This is a genomic window from Streptomyces sp. NPDC054932 (assembly GCF_053610205.1).
Genome location: NZ_JBSGXU010000033.1, coordinates 1 through 15,768, shown reverse-complemented (window position 1 = coordinate 15,768; position 15,768 = coordinate 1). Strand labels below are relative to the sequence as shown.

The following is a 15,768-nucleotide window of genomic DNA, read 5'->3' as shown; positions in this document are numbered from 1 at the left end:
GTCCGATCATCAAATCCCTCGACGCTTCCAGGAGCGCCACCACAGCCACTCGCGCCCCCGGTCGGCAACGGCCGAGAGCACGAGCGGCTGGAGGTAGGGCATGGTGCGCGCCCCGATGCGCCGGCGCCTGAGCAGCGCCCGGTACTCGGCCAGCTTCGTGTAGTCCCCGGGCAGGCACTCGGCCGCGAACTCCACGAGCTCGTCCACCGGTACCACCGCGGTGCGTCCCCGGTCGTACGCCCGGTAGGCGCGCCGCAGCGCGTACCGGGCGAGCCGGGTGCGCGCCGACAGCGCCAGCCGCTCGGCACCCGGCAGCAGCCCGCCGCACTTGTCGAGCACCGAGTCGAAGGCGACGAGCCGCTGGCGCAGGTCGTCGAGCTGTCCGCCGAAGTCCGTGGTGGACATGTTGTTGCCGTGGACCCGGTAGAAGGCCTGGTCTGCACCCCGGATGTAGCCCACGTCGGCGTGCGCCGCGAGCCGCATCCACATCTCGATGTCACCCGCGTGCGGCAGCTCGGGATCGTAGCCCCCGACCTTGCGCTGCAGGCTGGTGCGGACGACCACCTCGGGTGAGGTGATGCACCCGGTGCCCTCCCGGAACCGCCGGTCCAGCCACCACCGTCCGGGGTAGACGACCGATCCGGTGCTCCGGGTGCGGGCCGCCGGCAGCGGCCCGCCGTGCAGGAACCGCAGCGGCCTGCCGTAGCAGAAACCCGCCTCCGGATGGGCGTCGAGCAGGGCGGCGGCGCGCACCAGGGCCCCGGGGACCAGCCGGTCGTCCGCCGACAGCAGGGCGACGTAGTCCCCGTCGGCCCACTCCAGCAGGCCCTCGTTGTAGGTGGCGATGTGGCCCTTGTTGCTCTCGTGGACCCGTACCTCGATCCGCGGGTCGGCGGCCGCCAGCGCGCGGGCGACCTCCGCGGAGTCGTCGGGCGAGGCGTCGTCGATGATCAGGACCCGGACGTCGACGCCCTCCTGCTCGTCCAGCACGCTCTTGACGCAGTCCGCCAGGAAGTGGCCGTACTTGTAGCAGGGGATCACCACGCTGACCGTGCTCACTGCCCGCTCACCTCCGTGGACAGCCCGGACTGCGGGGCGGCCGGCGCGGTGGTGGAGAAGATCGGGCCGACCCAGTAGTTCACCGAGCCGAAGGTGTTCGACGGGAAGGCCGTGGCCGACCCGTACTTGTAGAGCCCGTTGGCGCTCCCGGCCGTGTCGGCCGGGGCCACCAGCGGATAGGACCGGTGCGCGCCGGTGAAGTAGCCGCCGTCCACCGAGTAGTTGCCGTTGGGCGCGTGGTACGAGGCCACGTAGGTGGTGCCCGCGGTGATGGGCACCGGGGTGGCGAACTGCAGCTGCTGCCAGCCGGTCAGGGTCTCGCTGCCGAAGGTGCCGGTGGCCAGCAGGGTGCCGGTGGCGGACCACAGGCTGCCGGTGTGCGTACCGGTGTTGCCGGGGCCCTTGTAGAAGGTGACGCCGGTGATGTAGCCGTTCACCGCGGACTGGAAACGGGTGCCCAGTTCCACGGAGTTGGCATCGTCGCCGACGTTGGCGGTGCTCGGTGTCGCCGCGCTGTTCCACAGCGTGCAGGGGCAGTTCACCGTCGGCGGGCTCGCGCTCGTGGTGAAGTTCCAGGTGACCGGCGCGGCCATGGCGTTGCCCCACAGGTCGGCGGCCTGGACCGACGCCGTGTAGGTGGAGTTCAGGGCCAGTTCGGAGGACGGGGTGAAGGTCGCGCTGTTCGACGCGCCCAGCACCTTGGTGCCCGCGACGGTGGCGCCGCCGGAGTCCTTGACGGAGAACACCAGCGTGTCCACGTCGATGGCGTTGCTGAAGGTGGCCGTCACGGCCGCCGTGATCTGGGTGCCGGTCGCCGCCGACTGCGGCGAGGTGGCGGTGACGCTGGGCGGGGTCGTGCTCGCGGTGGCGGTGTCCAGGACCGCGTCCACCCAGTAGTTGCTGCCGGACGAGGCGGTGGACGGGAAGCCGCCCGTGCCGCTGTAGCGGTAGACGCCGTTGCCGCCGTCCGTACCGCTCTTGAGCGCGGTGAGCGGGGCCAGGCCCGCGGCGCCGCCGGCGAAGGTGGTGTCGAAGGAGTAACCGCCGTGCGGGGCGAAGTAGGAGGCGATGTAAGTGGTGTTCGCCTTGACCGGGACCGGGGTGGCGAAGTTCAGCTGCTGCCAGCCGGAGGCCGTCTCGTTGGTGAAGGTGCCGGTGGCCAGGCGCTGGCCGGAGCTGCTCCACAGGCTGCCGGTGTGGGTGCCGGTGTTGGCGGGGGACTTGTAGAAGCGGACGCCGGTGATCGAACCGGCCACGGAGGAACGGATCTTCACGCCGAGCTCGACGGCGCTGCCGTCACCGGCGTTGACGGTGCCCGGGACGGCCGCGGCGGGCCACACGGTGCAGGGGCACTGCTGGGGTCCCACGGTCAGCGGCACGGTGGTGGTGGCGCCGATGTTGACGCTGTCGTCCACCGCGCGCACCTTGATCTGCGCGGCGCCCGGGACGGTCGGGGTCCACGTGTAGCTCCAGGACGCCAGGCCGGTGGTCGCCTTCCAGGTCGTCCCGCCGTCGGTGGACACCTCCACCCGGGCGACGACGCCGCCGCCGGTGTCGGCGGCCGTGCCCGTGATGGTCACGGGCCGCAGCGCCGGTACGGTCGCGTTCGCCGCGGGACTGGTCACCGTGACCGCCGGGCCCACGGTGTCCGTGGAGGCGGTGGAGGCGACCAGGTCGCTCTGCAGGGACTTGGGCTGGACGCCCATGTCGGCGAAGACGTTCACCGTGGCCTGCTGCATGCGCTTGTCCGCGGTGACCACGGCGTCGTCCGGGTTGCTCGTGGGCATGTTGGTCAAGCCCCAGGACCACTGCACCGTGCCCGCGCCGAACACCAGCGCGTGCGAGGTCTGGTCGCGGAAGGCGACCAGGCTGTGCGTCGCCGTGCCGTTCCCGTACGTGTTGCCGTAGTCCTTGAGGAGCTTGCCGTCCTCGATGTCCACCGTGGTGGAGGACATCGTGATCTGCCCGGCCGGCCGGCTGGCGTTCTCCACGTCGCTGTCCCACTCGTAGCCCAGCGTGCCCTGCGGGAACGTGGCGGTCTGCGAGGGGGTGAGGTTCGCGACCGTGGTGTTGCGCCACAGCCGCTGCTTGGCGAAGGTGCCGGGCACGGTGATCGCGTCGCTGCGGTAGCCGTTGACGCTGAACATCGAGCCGGTCAGCTGGTTCTGCGGCTGGAAGGGCCGTCCGCCCGTGGCGCTGGCCGGGTCCATGAAGGTGCCCGTCCAGATTCCGCTCGGGTCGGGGATGCCGTTCGGCTGGGGGAAGGAGAGCTTGGTCTCCTTGTACGAGACCAGGGTCCGGTTGGCGGTGTTCGCCCCGTCGATGCTCGGGGCGAGCCGGGTCTTCCAGAAGATCTCGTTGCCCGCGAAGTACGTCTGGTGCTGCCCGGCGCGGCGCGCGTTCAGCGCGTTGGTGAACTGGTCCTGGGTCCAGTACTCGTCGTGCCCGGAGGACATGAACACCTTGTGGTTCTGCAGCAGGGTCGCGCCGCGGACCGACATGTCGATGCCGGTCATGTAGCTCACGTCGTAGCCGTTGCGCTCCAGCCACGCGACCATCTGGAACTCGGACCCGTAGATCCCGTTGTCCCCGCCGATGTCCATGGGCCGGTTGTAGCTGACCTCGTACGCCCGCCCGTCCGGGGCGGGGCCGCCGCCGTCGTACAGGTCCTGGCCGCCGTAGTTGTTGTAGGCCTGCCAGGTCTGGTCACTGGTCTGCACCACGATGTCGGAGTGGCTGGAGTCGTTGCGGACGACGAACGGGTAGGGCATCACGCCGTTGCCGTCCGCCTGGTCGAAGTTGACGACGTAGAGCCCGGACACGGCATCGGCCGGCACCGTCCACGTCGCGGTGACGGGCCAGTTGCCGCAGTCGACCAGGCCGGTGGCGGCCTTCTTCGCGCAGGTCGCCGGATTCCCGCCCGCCGGGAAGTTCGCCGGGTACGTCTGGGCCGCCTGGGCGGCGGTCGACATCAGGCGCGCGCCGCTGCCCCCGTAGTGGCCGAGGCGGTAGACCGAGACCTTGTACGCCGTCGGCGACTGGATCTTGAACTGCACGGTCTCGCCGGCCTGGACACTCGTCTGGGCCGGGAAGCCCTTGATGTCGCCGTACGCGCTGGGTGCGAACCAGTCCTCCATCGGCGTGCCGGGCTTGGAGTTCTCGCACACGATCGCGTTCGTGGTGGGACCGCAGGGATCAGCCGCACCGGCCACCGCCGCCGGCGGCAGGACCGTGGCCATCAAGGCCGCGATGACGGTGAAGAGACCGTACCGGAGCAACCTTGTCCGTTTGTTCATCTGGACCTCATTGTTTACGTATGCACGCGGGGCGCGGGGTCAGCGCAGGGCGTCGCGGAGCGTGTCCACGACCCGCTGCTGCTGGGCAGCGGTGATCTGCGGGAAGAGGGGGAGCGAGAGCATCCGGTCCGCCGCCTGTTCGGCGTGCGGGAAGTCGCCGCGGCCGTGGCCGAGGTGGCCGAAGGCCGGAGTGAGGTGGACCGGGGCGGGATAGTGCACGCCCGCGCCGATGCCCTCCGCGTTGAGCTTGCCCACGACGGTGTCGCGGTCCGCTCCGGCGACCCGTACGACGTACAGGTGCCACACGTGGACATTGCCCTGCGCCGTGACCGGCAGGGTGATCCGCCCGGCGGCGGCGAGCTCGCCGAGCAGCTCGTCGTAGCGGGCGGCGGCGGCCCGGCGGGCCTCGTTCCCCTCCGCCAGCCGGGCCAGCTTCGCCCGCAGGACCACGGCCTGCAGACCGTCCAGCCGGCTGTTGAACCCGGCGACGTCGTGCCGGTACTTGGCGATGCCGCCGTGGTTGGCCAGGGCCCGGACCAGGTCCGCGCTCTCCTCGTCGTCGGTGACCACCGCGCCCGCGTCTCCGTACGCGCCCAGGTTCTTGCCCGGGTAGAAGCTGGTCGCGGCGATGCCCCCGCTGCCGGGGGAGCGGCCGTCCCGGGTCGCACCCTGGCTCTGCGCGGCGTCCTCGACGATCCGCACGTGCGCCGGCAACCCCGCCACGAGCGCCGCGGTGTCGGCGCACTGCCCGTAGAGGTGTACGGGGACGACCGCGCGGGTGGCTTCGCCCACCGCCTCCAGGGCGGCCCGCGGGTCCATCAGCAGGGTGTCGGGGAGGCAGTCGACCAGCACCGGCCGGGCGCCGATCCGGGCGACGGCGCCCGCGGTGGCGATGAAGGTGTTCGCGGGCAGCACCACCTCGTCGCCGACGCCCACCCCGCCGGCCCGCAGGGCCAGTTCGAGGGCGTCGGTGCCGTTGGCGACCCCCACGCAGTGCCCGACGCCGGCGAACTCGGCGTACTCGCGCTCGAACGCGCGGACCTCCGCGCCGCCGATGAAGGCGGTGTCGGCGAGCACCCGGTCGAATCCTGCCCGTAATTCCTCCGCCACCTCGGCGTGCGCCGCCTTGAGGTCGACGAGCGGTATCTGGTTCATGCGACTGTGCTCCCCATCCGTGTCCCCGGCCACCGGCCGGTCATCTCCCCATCGGTCCGCAGCTCGTCGAGCGCCGGGGCGTCCGCCGCGCGCAGCCGCCGGGCCGGGCTCCCGGCCCACACCTCGCCGGGCGGCACATCGGCCAGGACCGTGCTTCCCATACCGGTCAGCGACCAGGCGCCGACCGTCGTGCACTCGCGGACCAGCGAGCCCGCACCCACATAGGCCCCCCGGCCCAGCCGCACCCCGCCGCCGAGGCGCACCCCGGAGGCGAGCGTGGCGAAGTCCCCGACCGCGTCGTCGTGGGTGAGGACCACCTGCGGCATCACGGCCACGTGGGACCCCACCCGGACGGCGGCGGTCAGCACGCAGTGCGCGAGCAGCACCGAGCCCGCGCCGAGCATCGAGGACGCCGACACCACCGCCGTGGGGTGGACCACCGTCGCGTAGCGGTTCACGGGCAGTCCCAGGCGCCGCACCACACGGGCGCGTACCGCGTAGTCGCGCGGGCTGCCCACGCAGACCACCACGCGGGCGGCCCACAGCTCGTGCACCCGCTCGCTGCCGCCCAGCACCGGCACCCCGTCCACGTCCCGGCCCGCCAGGGCCGGATCGTCGTCGAGGTGTCCGACGAGCCGCCACCGCGGCGGACGGCCCCGCGCCACGTCGGCGGCGGCCACGTCCCGGACCGCCTGGGCGGTCTCCCGGGCGAAGCCGCCCGCGCCGACGATCAGCAGGTCCTCGGTGCCCTGCGGCCCGTTCATCCGCCGGCCTGTTCCCGCAGCACCGTCACCACCCGGTCCTGCTGGTCGTCCGTCATGGTGTGGAACATCGGCAGGATCAGGGAGTCGCGGCTGATCCTCTCGGTGACCGGCAGCGGGGCCGCGCCGTGGCCCGCGTACGCCGGCTCCAGGTGCGAGGCCATGATTCCGCGCCGGGCCGAGATCCCGGCCTCGGAGAGCACCGCGAGCAGTTCGTCCCGGCCGACCGGGAAGTCCTCCGCGAGCAGCACCCAGTACGACTGGAAGTTGCCCTGGCCGTGCGCGGGGTCCCGGACCGGGCGCAGACCGGGGACCCCGCCCAGCAGCTGCGCGTACCGGGCGGCGAGCGAGCGCCGCCGGGCCACGATCTCGTCCAGCCTGCCGAGCTGCACCAGGCCGACCGCTGCCTGGATGTCGGTCATCCGGTAGTTGTAGCCGACCTCCAGATAGCTCTCGACGATCGGCTTGCTGCTGGCGTGCCGCTGCGCGGCGGACACGTTCATGCCGTGCTCGCGCAGCCGGCGCAGCCGCTCCGCCCACTGCGCGTCGTCCGTGGTCACCATGCCGCCCTCGCCGGTGGTGATCACCTTGCGGGGGTGGAAGGACCAGGCGGCGAGCAGCGCGCCCTGGCCGACCGACTTGCCGCCGACCGTCGCGCCGATGCCGCAGGCGGCGTCCTCCACCAGGGCGAGGTCCCATCCGGCGCACGCCGCGCGCAGCGCGTGCACGTCCGCGGGCACCCCGCCCTGGTGGACGGCGAGCACCGCCTTCGTACGGGGCGTGCGGACCGCGTCCACGGTGGCCGGGGTGAGGTTGCCGGTGGCCTCCTCGACGTCCGCGAACACCGGCCGCGCACCCACGTAGCGCACCGCGTTGGCCGTGGCGATGAACGACAGCGAGGGGACGATCACCTCGTCGCCCGGACCGAGGTCCAGCGCGATCAGGGCCAGGTGCAGGGCGGTGGTGCACGAGCTCACCGCGATGCCGTGCTCGGCACCCACCCGGTCCGCGAAGGCCCGCTCGAACTCGGCGACCCGGGGGCCCTGGGCCACCCAGCCGGAGAGCACCGCGTCGGCGGCGGCCTTCGCCTCCTCCTCGCCCAGCCAGGGCACCATCACCGGGATCCGGGCCGGAGCGGCGTCCGGGGCGCTCATCGGCCCGCCTCCGCCGCCGCCGCGCCGGTGTCCGCGGCCCGCTCGGCCCGCCACCAGTCCACCAGGTCCCGCAGGCCGGTGCGCAGGTCGATCTCCGCCGTGAAGCCGAGCCGCTGCGCGGCCCGAGAAGTGTCCGCGAGCCGCCGCGTGACGCCGTTCACGGCGCGGGCCGGGCCGTGCTCGGGCACCAGGCCGTCGGCGCCCATCGCCTCCAGCAGGCCGTGCGCGAGCTGGAGCAGGCTGGTCTCGGTGCCGCTCGCGACGTTGAACACCTCGTCGGTCAGGTCCGACTCGGCGGCCAGCAGGTTGGCGCGCGCGATGTCCCGGACGTCGACGAAGTCCATGGTCTGCAGGCCGTCGCCGAGGATCAGCGGCGGCTCGCCCGAGGCGATCCGCTCCATCCACCGGATCAGCACCTCGGTGTAGAGCCCGTGGATGTCCATCCGGGGGCCGTACACGTTGAAGTAGCGCAGCGCCACGTAGTCCAGCCCGTACATGGAGTGGAAGCTGCGCAGCACCCCCTCGTTGAAGGCCTTCGCCGCACCGTAGAAGGTGTCGTTGTTGTACGGGTGGTGGCGCTCGGTGGTCGGGAACTGCTCGGCCAGGCCGTAGACCGAGGCGGAGGACGAGGCGATCACCTTGCCCACTCCGGCGGCGGCCGCCGCCTCCAGCACGTTGAACGTGCCGTCCACCATGACCTCGTTCGCCAGCCGCGGCTCCTCCGCGCACTGGGTGATCCGGATGGCGGCGAGGTGGAAGACCAGCTCGGCACCCTCCGTCGCCTTGCGCACCGCGGCCACGTCGCGGATGTCGCCCTCGACGACGTCCACCACGCCGCTCGGCAGGGCACGGGCCAGATTGGCCCTCCGTCCCCGCACGAAGTTGTCGAGCACCACGACCTCGCGGGCCCCGTTGTCCACCAGCAGGTCCACCAGGTGCGAGCCGATCGTGCCCGCCCCTCCGGTGACCAGAATCCTCTTGCCTCGTACGCTGCTCAACGCCCTGCCCCCACTGAATCGTTCACGGTCTTGCAAGTGATCGGAATGCGAACGGTCAACGTCCGGTGCGCAGTCCGACGACCGCTCCGCGGAACTCCAGGCTCCGGGAGGCGGCTTCCAGAATGTCCAGCACCTTCAGTCCGGCGCGGCCGTCGGTCAGCGGAGGCCGGCCCGTCCTGATGGACGCGGCGAACTCCTCGACCATGCTGCGCAGGGCCTCCTTCTCACCGATCGCGGGCGCCACCATGTCGCCGGTCCGGTAGGAGACGAGCATGTCCCGGCGCTCGTCCGCGCCGATCTCCTGCGGGGTGCTCAGGTCCACTCCCCGGTCGAACACCGCGACGCGCTGGGTGGGGTTGAGGTCGTCCCACACCAGGGTGCGCTTGGACCCGCCGACCATGGTGGTGCGCACCTTGGTCGGGGAGAGCCAGTTGACGTGCACGTGCGCGATGGCGCCGGTGCTCAGCTGGAGCGTCAGATAGGCCACGCAGGACTGCCCGGCGCCGATCGGATCGGCGCCGTGGGCGGCGACGGCGACGGGCTGGACGTGGTCGGGGAGGATGAAGTCCAGGACGGACAGGTCGTGGGGGGCCAGGTCCCACAGGACGTCGACGTCCTTCTGGACGAGCCCCAGGTTGATCCGTACCGAGTCCACGTAGTGGATCTCGCCGAGTTCACCGGAGCGGACCATCTCCCGGATCCGGCCCACCGCCGGGGTGTAGCAGTACGTGTGGTCGCACATCAGGGTGAGACCGCGTTCCTCGGCCTCGTTCACCAGCCGCAGACCGTCCTCGTACGTGGCGGCCAGCGGCTTCTCCACGAGGACGTGCTTGCCGGCGCGCAGGGCGGCGAGTGCGACGTCCAGGTGGGTGCCCGCCGGAGTGGCCACCGCGACCGCGTCCACGTCCGGGTCGGCGAGGACCGCCTCGTAGTCGCCGGTCGCCTGGACCGTGGAGTACCCGCCGAGCACCTGCCGGGCCCGCTCCACGTTCAGGTCGCAGAGCCACCGCAGCCGGAACTGCTCGCTGGACTGGAAGTTGCGGACGAGATTGGGGCCCCAGTAGCCCGCACCGACCACGGCGACACCTAAGGGGGCCGCGGGCCCCCGGCCGGTGGCGCCGACGCCCTGCCCCGCGTCCTTCGCGGTGTCCTTCACTGCGTTCCCCTTCCTTCCGCGCACGCCGGACGGCGTGTCGACAACTCATGGCCGGGACGCGCGTGATGGAGGGAAAAGCCGTCGACGGCAGCCCGGACGTCTGCACGTCCCGTGCGTGACCTGCTCAACGGTGATGGCCCCCCACAACCGATGCTCTACGTGATTCGCGTGCTTCGCCCCCCGGCCGACCGCCTGTTCCCCACAAGCAGCCGAACCCGTACCGCCTACCGCACCTGCCCGTTCCGGATCCAGGCGTCGCCGAAGCGTGCCGAATCCGGTCGGCGCCGCTCAATCTAGTCCACCGGGCCTACCCCCGGGCAGAGTTGGCGTAATCGCCTGGAGCGGGTGTTCGACCGTGCATACTGCCCGGGTGACCAGCATCGTGATCCCGGCCCACAACGAAGGCCGGGTCATCGGCCGGCTCCTCGACGCGCTCCTGGCCGACACCTCGGCGACCGGACCCGACATCGTCGTGGTGTGCAACGGCTGTACGGACGACACCGCCCGGGTGGCGGGCGAGCGCGGCGGCCGCGTGCGCGTGGTGGAGATCCCGACCCCCTCCAAACACCGGGCGCTCCGGGTCGGCGACGAGCACGCGCGGGGCTTCCCCCGGCTGTACGTGGACGCCGACGTCGTCGTCGGGGCCGCCGACGTACGGGCCCTCACGGGCGCCCTCGACCGGAGCCCGGCCCTCCTGGCCGCCGCCCCCGGCCGGGACATCCCGCTGGCCGGCTGCGCCTGGCCGGTCCGGGCCTACTACCGGGTGTGGCAGCGGCTGCCCGCCGTCCGCGAGGGCCTGTTCGGCCGGGGGGTCATCGCCGTGTCCGAGGCGGGGCACGCGCGGATCGCCGCGCTCCCCCCGCTGATGGCCGACGACCTGGCCGCCTCGCAGGCGTTCGGGCCGGGGGAGCGGCGCGTGGTCGAGGAGGCGAGGGTCGTCGTCCACCCGCCCCGCACCTGGTCCGATCTGATCAGGCGTCGGATCCGTGCGGCGACCTCCTCGGCCGAGTTCGAGCGCTTCCAGGCGTCGCAGCGGGACGCAGCGCGGCCGGCGGAGCAGATGTCGGAGCGCGCGCCGGAGGGGGCCGGCGCGCCGTCCGCGCGCACCGGCACGGCCGATCTGCGCGCCCTGGTGAAGGAACGGCCGGCGCTGCTGCCCGGGGTGGTGGTGTTCGTGGTGGCCGCGCTCGCGGCCCGCCGGGGCTCCCGCAGGGCCATCCGCAACCAGGACTTCTCCACCTGGCTGCGGGACGAGAGCAGCCGGCAGGGCTGAGCGGGGCGAGGGGGCCGGCCTCGGGGGATGCGGCCGAATCCCTTCGTACGCCCCACTGTTGGCCCGTACAACCATTAGGGTTCCACTCGCACGTTCGAGTGAACTCAGTCCGTCAGCACCGGGAGCTCCAGAGCATGTACCTCGCGGACCGCTCCGCGCCCGCGGGCGCGAAGACCGCTCCGGACCGGGGACCCGTCCGGGCTCCCGCCGTCGCCGGGACCGTTCTCGCACTGGGCACGGTCAGCCTGATCACCGACATCTCCTCCGAGATGGTCACCGCCGTCCTGCCCCTGTACCTGATCGCCGGGCTGGGCCTCAGTCCCCTCGGCTTCGGGGCGCTCGACGGCGTCTACAACGGGGTCAGCGCGCTCGTGCAGCTGACCGGCGGCCACCTCGCCGACCGGGTCCGCAACCACAAGCTGATCGCCGGCATCGGCTACGGCCTCTCCGCCCTGTGCAAGCCACTGCTGCTCCTCGCCCACAGCCTGGGCCCGATCAGCGTGATCCTCACCCTGGAACGCACCGGCAAGGGATTGCGCACCGCCCCGCGCGACGCGCTGATATCCCTGTCCACACCACCCGAGTTACAAGGGCGCGCCTTCGGTGTGCACCGGGCCATGGACACCACCGGGGCGCTGCTCGGTCCGCTCGCCGCCTTCCTGATCCTGAGCGTCGCGGTCGACGGGTACGACGCCGTCTTCGGCGTCAGCGCCTGCATCGCGGTGCTGGGCGTCGTGGTGCTCATGCTCTTCGTCCCGTCCGGGGACGCAGAAACCGGGACCCGGCCCTCGACCCGGCCCCGGACCCGGCCGGACCGGGCCGTGGAAGGTGCCGTTGCCCCGGACCGGCCGACCCCCGTCCGGCTGCGCGACGCACTGGGCCTGCTGCGGCTGCCCCGGCTGCGCAACCTGGCGATCTGCGCCGTCCTGCTGGGCCTGACCACCGTCAGCGACGCCTTCGTCTACCTCCTCCTGCAACGCCGCACCGGCATCGGCGACCAGTGGTTCCCGCTCCTGCCGCTGGGCACGGCCGCCGTGTTCCTGCTGCTCGCCGTACCCGCCGGGGCCCTCGCCGACCGGATCGGCCGGCGCACCGTGTTCCTCGCCGGGCACGCCCTCCTGCTGGCCGGCTACGCGCTGCTGCTGTGGGCCCCCGCCTGGCCGGCGCTGCCCTACCTCGTCCTCGCCCTGCACGGCATGTTCTACGCCGCCACCGACGGCGTGCTGCCCGCCGCCGTAGCCGCCACCGTCCCCGGGGAACTGCGCGCCACCGGCCTGGCCCTGGTCGGCACCGGCCAGGCGCTGGCCCGCTTCGGCTGCTCGCTGGCCTTCGGCGGGGCGTGGACGCTGTGGGGCACCGGCCCGGCACTGGCCGCCGCCGCAGCGGGCCTGCTGTGCTGCGCGGCCGTCGCCGGCTTCGTCCTGCGTCCGGCGGCGCCGGACGACACCACCCGACGCGAACCGAGCCCGAACCCGAACCCGAAGCCCGTGAGGCCCCCCAGATGACGCTGTCGAAGTCACGCCGCCTGCTCGTCCTCGCGGTGGCGGTGCTGCTGCTCGGCGGCCTCGCCGCCGCGCTGGTGCTGCGCGCGGCCTCCCGCGACGACAAGCCGTCGGCGGGCGGCCCGACGGTCGCCGCGGGCGCCGTCACGCTGACCCGGCCCGGCTCCCTGGCCTTCCTCAACGGCGGGCAGGGCCCGCACCGCGGGGCCCTCGCCTCGGTCCCCGCCGACGCGCCCGACTCCGAGCGCACCGCGTCCGACCTGAGCTGCCAGCGCTTCCACGCCGCCGCGGGCACCGGGGTCTGCCTGCGCTCCGCACCGGGCGCGCTGGCCCAGGACAACAAGGCCGTGATCGTCGACGCCGAGCTGCGCACACTGCGCAGCTTCCCCCTGGCGGGCACCCCCAGCCGGGCCCGTGTCTCGCCCAGCGGCCGGTTCGCCGCCTGGACCGTCTTCGTGTCCGGGGAGTCCTACGGCGCCGCCTTCTTCTCCACCCGTACCGCGATCGTGGACACCCGCACCTGGAAGCTGGAGCCCAACCTGGAGGAGTTCGCCATCTCCATGGACGGCCGGGAGCACCGCGCCCAGGACGTGAACTTCTGGGGCGTCACCTTCTCCAAGGACGACGACACCTTCTACGCCACCCTCTCCACCGGCGGCGAGACCCACCTGGTCAGGGGCTCGATCTCGGGGCGCAAGGTCACCACCCTCGCCAAGAACGTCGAATGCCCGTCCCTGTCCCCGGACGAGACGCGCATCGCGTACAAGAAGCGCGTCCGCGCCGGAGCCTCGCTCTGGCGCGAGCACGTGATGGACCTCGGGACGCTGCGCGAGCACGCGCTCGCGGAGAAGCGCAGCGTGGACGACCAGGCCGCCTGGCTCGACGACCGTACGCTCGCCTACGGCCTGCCCACCGACGGCGCCGCCGACAGCACGGACCTGTGGACCGTGCCCGCCGACGGCAGCGGCACCCCGCGGCTGCTGGCCCCCGGGGCCTCCTCCCCGGCCCGCCTCGGCTGACGCGCCGGGGGCGGACCGGGTGAACGGACCGGGTGAACGGACCGGGGGAGGGCGTCAGGCCCGGTCCACGAAGGCGCGTACCCGTTCGACGAGCGCGGCGTTGTCGCGGATCCAGCCGTAGTGCCTGCCGCCCAGCGTGCGATCGCCGAGTACGAGCTCCCAGTGCGTCACCCGCGCGCTCGTGAGCTTGTCGGCGAGCCCCCGCACCCCGGCGGCCGGGGCCATCCCGTCGCCCCTGACGGCCACCGCCAGCACCGGGAGGTCCATCCTGGCCAGCCAGGGCTCGAAGTCCACCGGTGAGGACGGCACGTCGTAGCGGCCCGTTCGGACCTGGGTGGCCATGTCACGCAGGACCTGCGCCGAGTCGTTCCCCAGCACCTTGATGCGCCGGCCCGGGAAGTACCCGTACACCGAGGCGAAGGCGGCCGCGAGCTGGAACCCCGCGAGCATGCCCAGGCTCTGTGGGAAGGGCCAGCCGCGGTAGTGGCAGGACGGGGCGCCGACCAGGACGGCGCCCGCGGCCATGTGCGGCTCCTGACTCAGGTAGAGCGTGCCGAGCTGCCCGCCGAGGCTGTGCCCCAGCAGATGGCGCGGCGCCCCGGGGAAGGCGTCCTCGACCGCCCGGAAGAGCGCGGGGCAGTCGTACGTCACCATCTCGTGGTAGCCGTAGCGCACCCCGCGCCGCACGTGGACCGAGCTCGTGCCCTGCCCCCGCAACTCACCGACGGCCACCTGGAACCCCGCCCGTACGAGGGCCTCCGCGAGCGGGGTGTAGGAGACGGCCCTGGTGCCCATGGCGGGCAGACACACCAGCACCGGGGCCGTCGGGTCCCCGGGCCTGCGGTGGAGCCGGACCTGGGCCGTGGCACCGTCCTCGGCGCGCACGGTCCGCGTGGTCACTTCGACGGACGTGATGACGGACCTCCCTCGCTCAGGGCCATCCTGCGTACTTCGCGGATCACATTCAACGGTTTCCGGTCTCCGGCCCCGTCGGCCTGCCGCGGCAATGAGCGGGGAGAGCCAAGGCGGAACCCCGCAGTCCAGAAGGCTCGTCAAGTGAGTGCAGTGATACGAACGTTCAGATACCGGCTCAGGAGCCCGCTCGGCCAACTGGCCGCGGACCTCTCGGCACGCATCGTGCCACCGGGCGAAGCGGCGGCCTTCTCCGTGGTGATCCACCGAGGAGTCCGCCTGCTGCTTCCGGAGGCGCGCCTCTACCGGGAGGACCTGGCCGAGCCCTCGACCCCGGTCGCCGGTGCGCCGGACACAATGGAGCAAAGCCCTGCACGACACATCGGAGAACTGGCCGTGACCGGCATCGACTTCCTCGCCTCGTTCCTCAGGACCGGCCGTCTGCACGGGATCGGCATCGGCTCCACGCTCGGCGAGGTCGACCGGGCGATTCGCCACCGTTTCGTCGACGTGGTCGACGAGGAAGGGGAGTCGCTGCGCCGCGACTACGGATTCGTCGAGTTCTACTTCAACCCCGGCGACGAGTGGGTCATGTCCGGCGGCTCCATCGAGCTGCACCGGCTCGCGTCCGGCCGGGGCATGGCGCGGGAATGGGCGCGCACGACGGGGGTCGGGTTCCCCCGCCACGTCGCTTGGGCGGACGTGCGGGAGGAGCTCGGGCGCGTCCCCGGAGCCCCGGAACTGACGGTCGGTGACCAGGGCGGCTTCCTCGAATACCGGGCGGCCGCGTCCAACGTCTCGGTGATCGTCGTGGACGACGAGGAAGAGGAGCGGGGCTCTCATGTGGGGCACGGGGACGTGTGGAGCGTCAGCCTGTGGGCGCCGGTACGGGCGAAGTGACCGTAGGGGCCGGGTGGGCCAGGTGACCGTACGGTCAGCCCCCGATCTGGGCCGGTCGGGTGCTTGACCGGCCAGAAGGGGATGGGGTGCGGCCCGAGCGGGCACGTGCACACCATGGCCTTCGAACATCCCGCGAAGAAGGGCGGCCAGGGGCGGCTCGGACCATTCGAGAAGCTGGCGGAGCTGGCCTCGAACTTCACCAGCTCGCCCGCCTTCTCCGTGTTCTGCGCCCTGCTGGTGGCCGCCTTCGTCGCCGCCCACCTCGCCCACCTGGACACGAGCTGGCAGCACCTGTTCGGCGACGCGATGGGCGCGATCGCCCTGCTGCTCCTGGCCCTGCTGAAGAACTCCGAACGCCGGGCCGAGCACGCGATCCAACGCAAACTCGACGCGATCGCCGCCGTTCTCCTGGAACAGGGCGAGCGCCAGGGCGAGACGGGCCGGGCCCACAAGAACCTGGCCGAGTCCATCGGGATCGAGGAAGGCGACTAGGCCGTCTCTTTCGGATCTTGCCGGGCCCGCGCCGCCCGGCACCGCACCTCGCCGCGTTGTCGGAGCACCGCAGTACGTCCAGTACAACGGC

13 protein-coding genes are annotated in these 15,768 nt (G+C 72.6%); 5 read left to right on the top strand and 8 right to left on the bottom strand.

The annotated features are described in order from the left end of the window. Positions 1-9 precede the first annotated feature (9 nt). The 7 genes from ACWGE1_RS12265 to ACWGE1_RS12235 are packed head-to-tail and all read right to left on the bottom strand — an operon-like array spanning position 10 to position 9,579. A complete protein-coding gene (locus tag ACWGE1_RS12265; protein WP_453420431.1) occupies positions 10-1,059 on the bottom strand; it encodes a glycosyltransferase in 1,050 nt (349 codons plus the stop codon). Next, a complete protein-coding gene (locus tag ACWGE1_RS12260) occupies positions 1,056-4,355 on the bottom strand; it encodes a DUF4082 domain-containing protein (protein WP_453420430.1) in 3,300 nt (1,099 codons plus the stop codon). The genes ACWGE1_RS12265 and ACWGE1_RS12260 overlap by 4 nt, the downstream gene beginning before the upstream one ends. A gap of 39 nt (positions 4,356-4,394) precedes the next feature. After that, positions 4,395-5,510 (bottom strand): DegT/DnrJ/EryC1/StrS family aminotransferase, encoded by a 1,116-nt coding sequence (locus ACWGE1_RS12255; RefSeq protein WP_453420429.1) that lies wholly within the window; start codon positions 5,508-5,510, stop codon positions 4,395-4,397. Further along, complete coding sequence (locus ACWGE1_RS12250; protein ID WP_453420428.1) at positions 5,507-6,274, bottom strand: NeuD/PglB/VioB family sugar acetyltransferase; 768 nt, start codon at positions 6,272-6,274, stop codon at positions 5,507-5,509. Before ACWGE1_RS12250 ends, ACWGE1_RS12255 begins: the two co-directional genes overlap by 4 nt. After that, a complete protein-coding gene (locus tag ACWGE1_RS12245; protein WP_453420427.1) occupies positions 6,271-7,425 on the bottom strand; it encodes a DegT/DnrJ/EryC1/StrS family aminotransferase in 1,155 nt (384 codons plus the stop codon). Before ACWGE1_RS12245 ends, ACWGE1_RS12250 begins: the two co-directional genes overlap by 4 nt. After that, the gene (locus tag ACWGE1_RS12240; RefSeq protein WP_453420426.1) at positions 7,422-8,423 is read right to left on the bottom strand and encodes an NAD-dependent epimerase/dehydratase family protein; all 1,002 of its coding nucleotides are present in this window, start codon (positions 8,421-8,423) and stop codon (positions 7,422-7,424) included. Before ACWGE1_RS12240 ends, ACWGE1_RS12245 begins: the two co-directional genes overlap by 4 nt. Before the next feature lie 55 nt (positions 8,424-8,478). Next, on the bottom strand, positions 8,479-9,579 hold the full coding sequence (locus tag ACWGE1_RS12235; protein WP_453420425.1) for a Gfo/Idh/MocA family protein: 1,101 nt from the start codon (positions 9,577-9,579) through the stop codon (positions 8,479-8,481). A 370-nt stretch (positions 9,580-9,949) separates the two neighbouring features. On the opposite strand from ACWGE1_RS12235, the gene ACWGE1_RS12230 reads away from it, so the two are divergent. The 3 genes from ACWGE1_RS12230 (at position 9,950) to ACWGE1_RS12220 (ending at position 13,373) form a co-directional block, all read left to right on the top strand. Continuing rightward, positions 9,950-10,852, top strand: coding sequence for a glycosyltransferase (locus tag ACWGE1_RS12230; RefSeq protein WP_453420424.1), 903 nt, complete (start codon positions 9,950-9,952; stop codon positions 10,850-10,852). Between the two features lie 134 nt (positions 10,853-10,986). After that, positions 10,987-12,357, top strand: coding sequence for an MFS transporter (locus tag ACWGE1_RS12225; RefSeq protein ID WP_453420466.1), 1,371 nt, complete (start codon positions 10,987-10,989; stop codon positions 12,355-12,357). Positions 12,358-12,359: 2 nt separating this feature from the next. Further along, the gene (locus ACWGE1_RS12220; protein ID WP_453420465.1) at positions 12,360-13,373 is read left to right on the top strand and encodes a TolB family protein; all 1,014 of its coding nucleotides are present in this window, start codon (positions 12,360-12,362) and stop codon (positions 13,371-13,373) included. Between the two features lie 54 nt (positions 13,374-13,427). Here the strand turns inward: ACWGE1_RS12220 and ACWGE1_RS12215 are convergent, their stop codons facing one another. Further along, positions 13,428-14,273 (bottom strand): alpha/beta hydrolase family protein, encoded by an 846-nt coding sequence (locus tag ACWGE1_RS12215; protein ID WP_453420423.1) that lies wholly within the window; start codon positions 14,271-14,273, stop codon positions 13,428-13,430. A gap of 156 nt (positions 14,274-14,429) precedes the next feature. Between ACWGE1_RS12215 and ACWGE1_RS12210 the strand changes: the two genes are divergently transcribed. Beyond that, positions 14,430-15,185, top strand: coding sequence for a hypothetical protein (locus ACWGE1_RS12210; RefSeq protein ID WP_453420422.1), 756 nt, complete (start codon positions 14,430-14,432; stop codon positions 15,183-15,185). 114 nt (positions 15,186-15,299) lie between these two features. Continuing rightward, positions 15,300-15,677: a hypothetical protein gene (locus ACWGE1_RS12205; RefSeq protein ID WP_453420421.1), complete on the top strand. Its 378-nt coding sequence runs from the start codon at positions 15,300-15,302 to the stop codon at positions 15,675-15,677. Positions 15,678-15,768 lie beyond the last annotated feature (91 nt).

Coding starts and splice junctions, on each gene's coding strand:
- ACWGE1_RS12260 (WP_453420430.1), bottom strand. CDS start 4,355: ATGAACAAACGGACAAGGTTGCTCCGGTACGGTCTCTTCACCGTCATC.
- ACWGE1_RS12255 (WP_453420429.1), bottom strand. CDS start 5,510: ATGAACCAGATACCGCTCGTCGACCTCAAGGCGGCGCACGCCGAGGTG.
- ACWGE1_RS12250 (WP_453420428.1), bottom strand. CDS start 6,274: ATGAACGGGCCGCAGGGCACCGAGGACCTGCTGATCGTCGGCGCGGGC.
- ACWGE1_RS12245 (WP_453420427.1), bottom strand. CDS start 7,425: ATGAGCGCCCCGGACGCCGCTCCGGCCCGGATCCCGGTGATGGTGCCC.
- ACWGE1_RS12225 (WP_453420466.1), top strand. CDS start 10,987: ATGTACCTCGCGGACCGCTCCGCGCCCGCGGGCGCGAAGACCGCTCCG.
- ACWGE1_RS12205 (WP_453420421.1), top strand. CDS start 15,300: ATGGCCTTCGAACATCCCGCGAAGAAGGGCGGCCAGGGGCGGCTCGGA.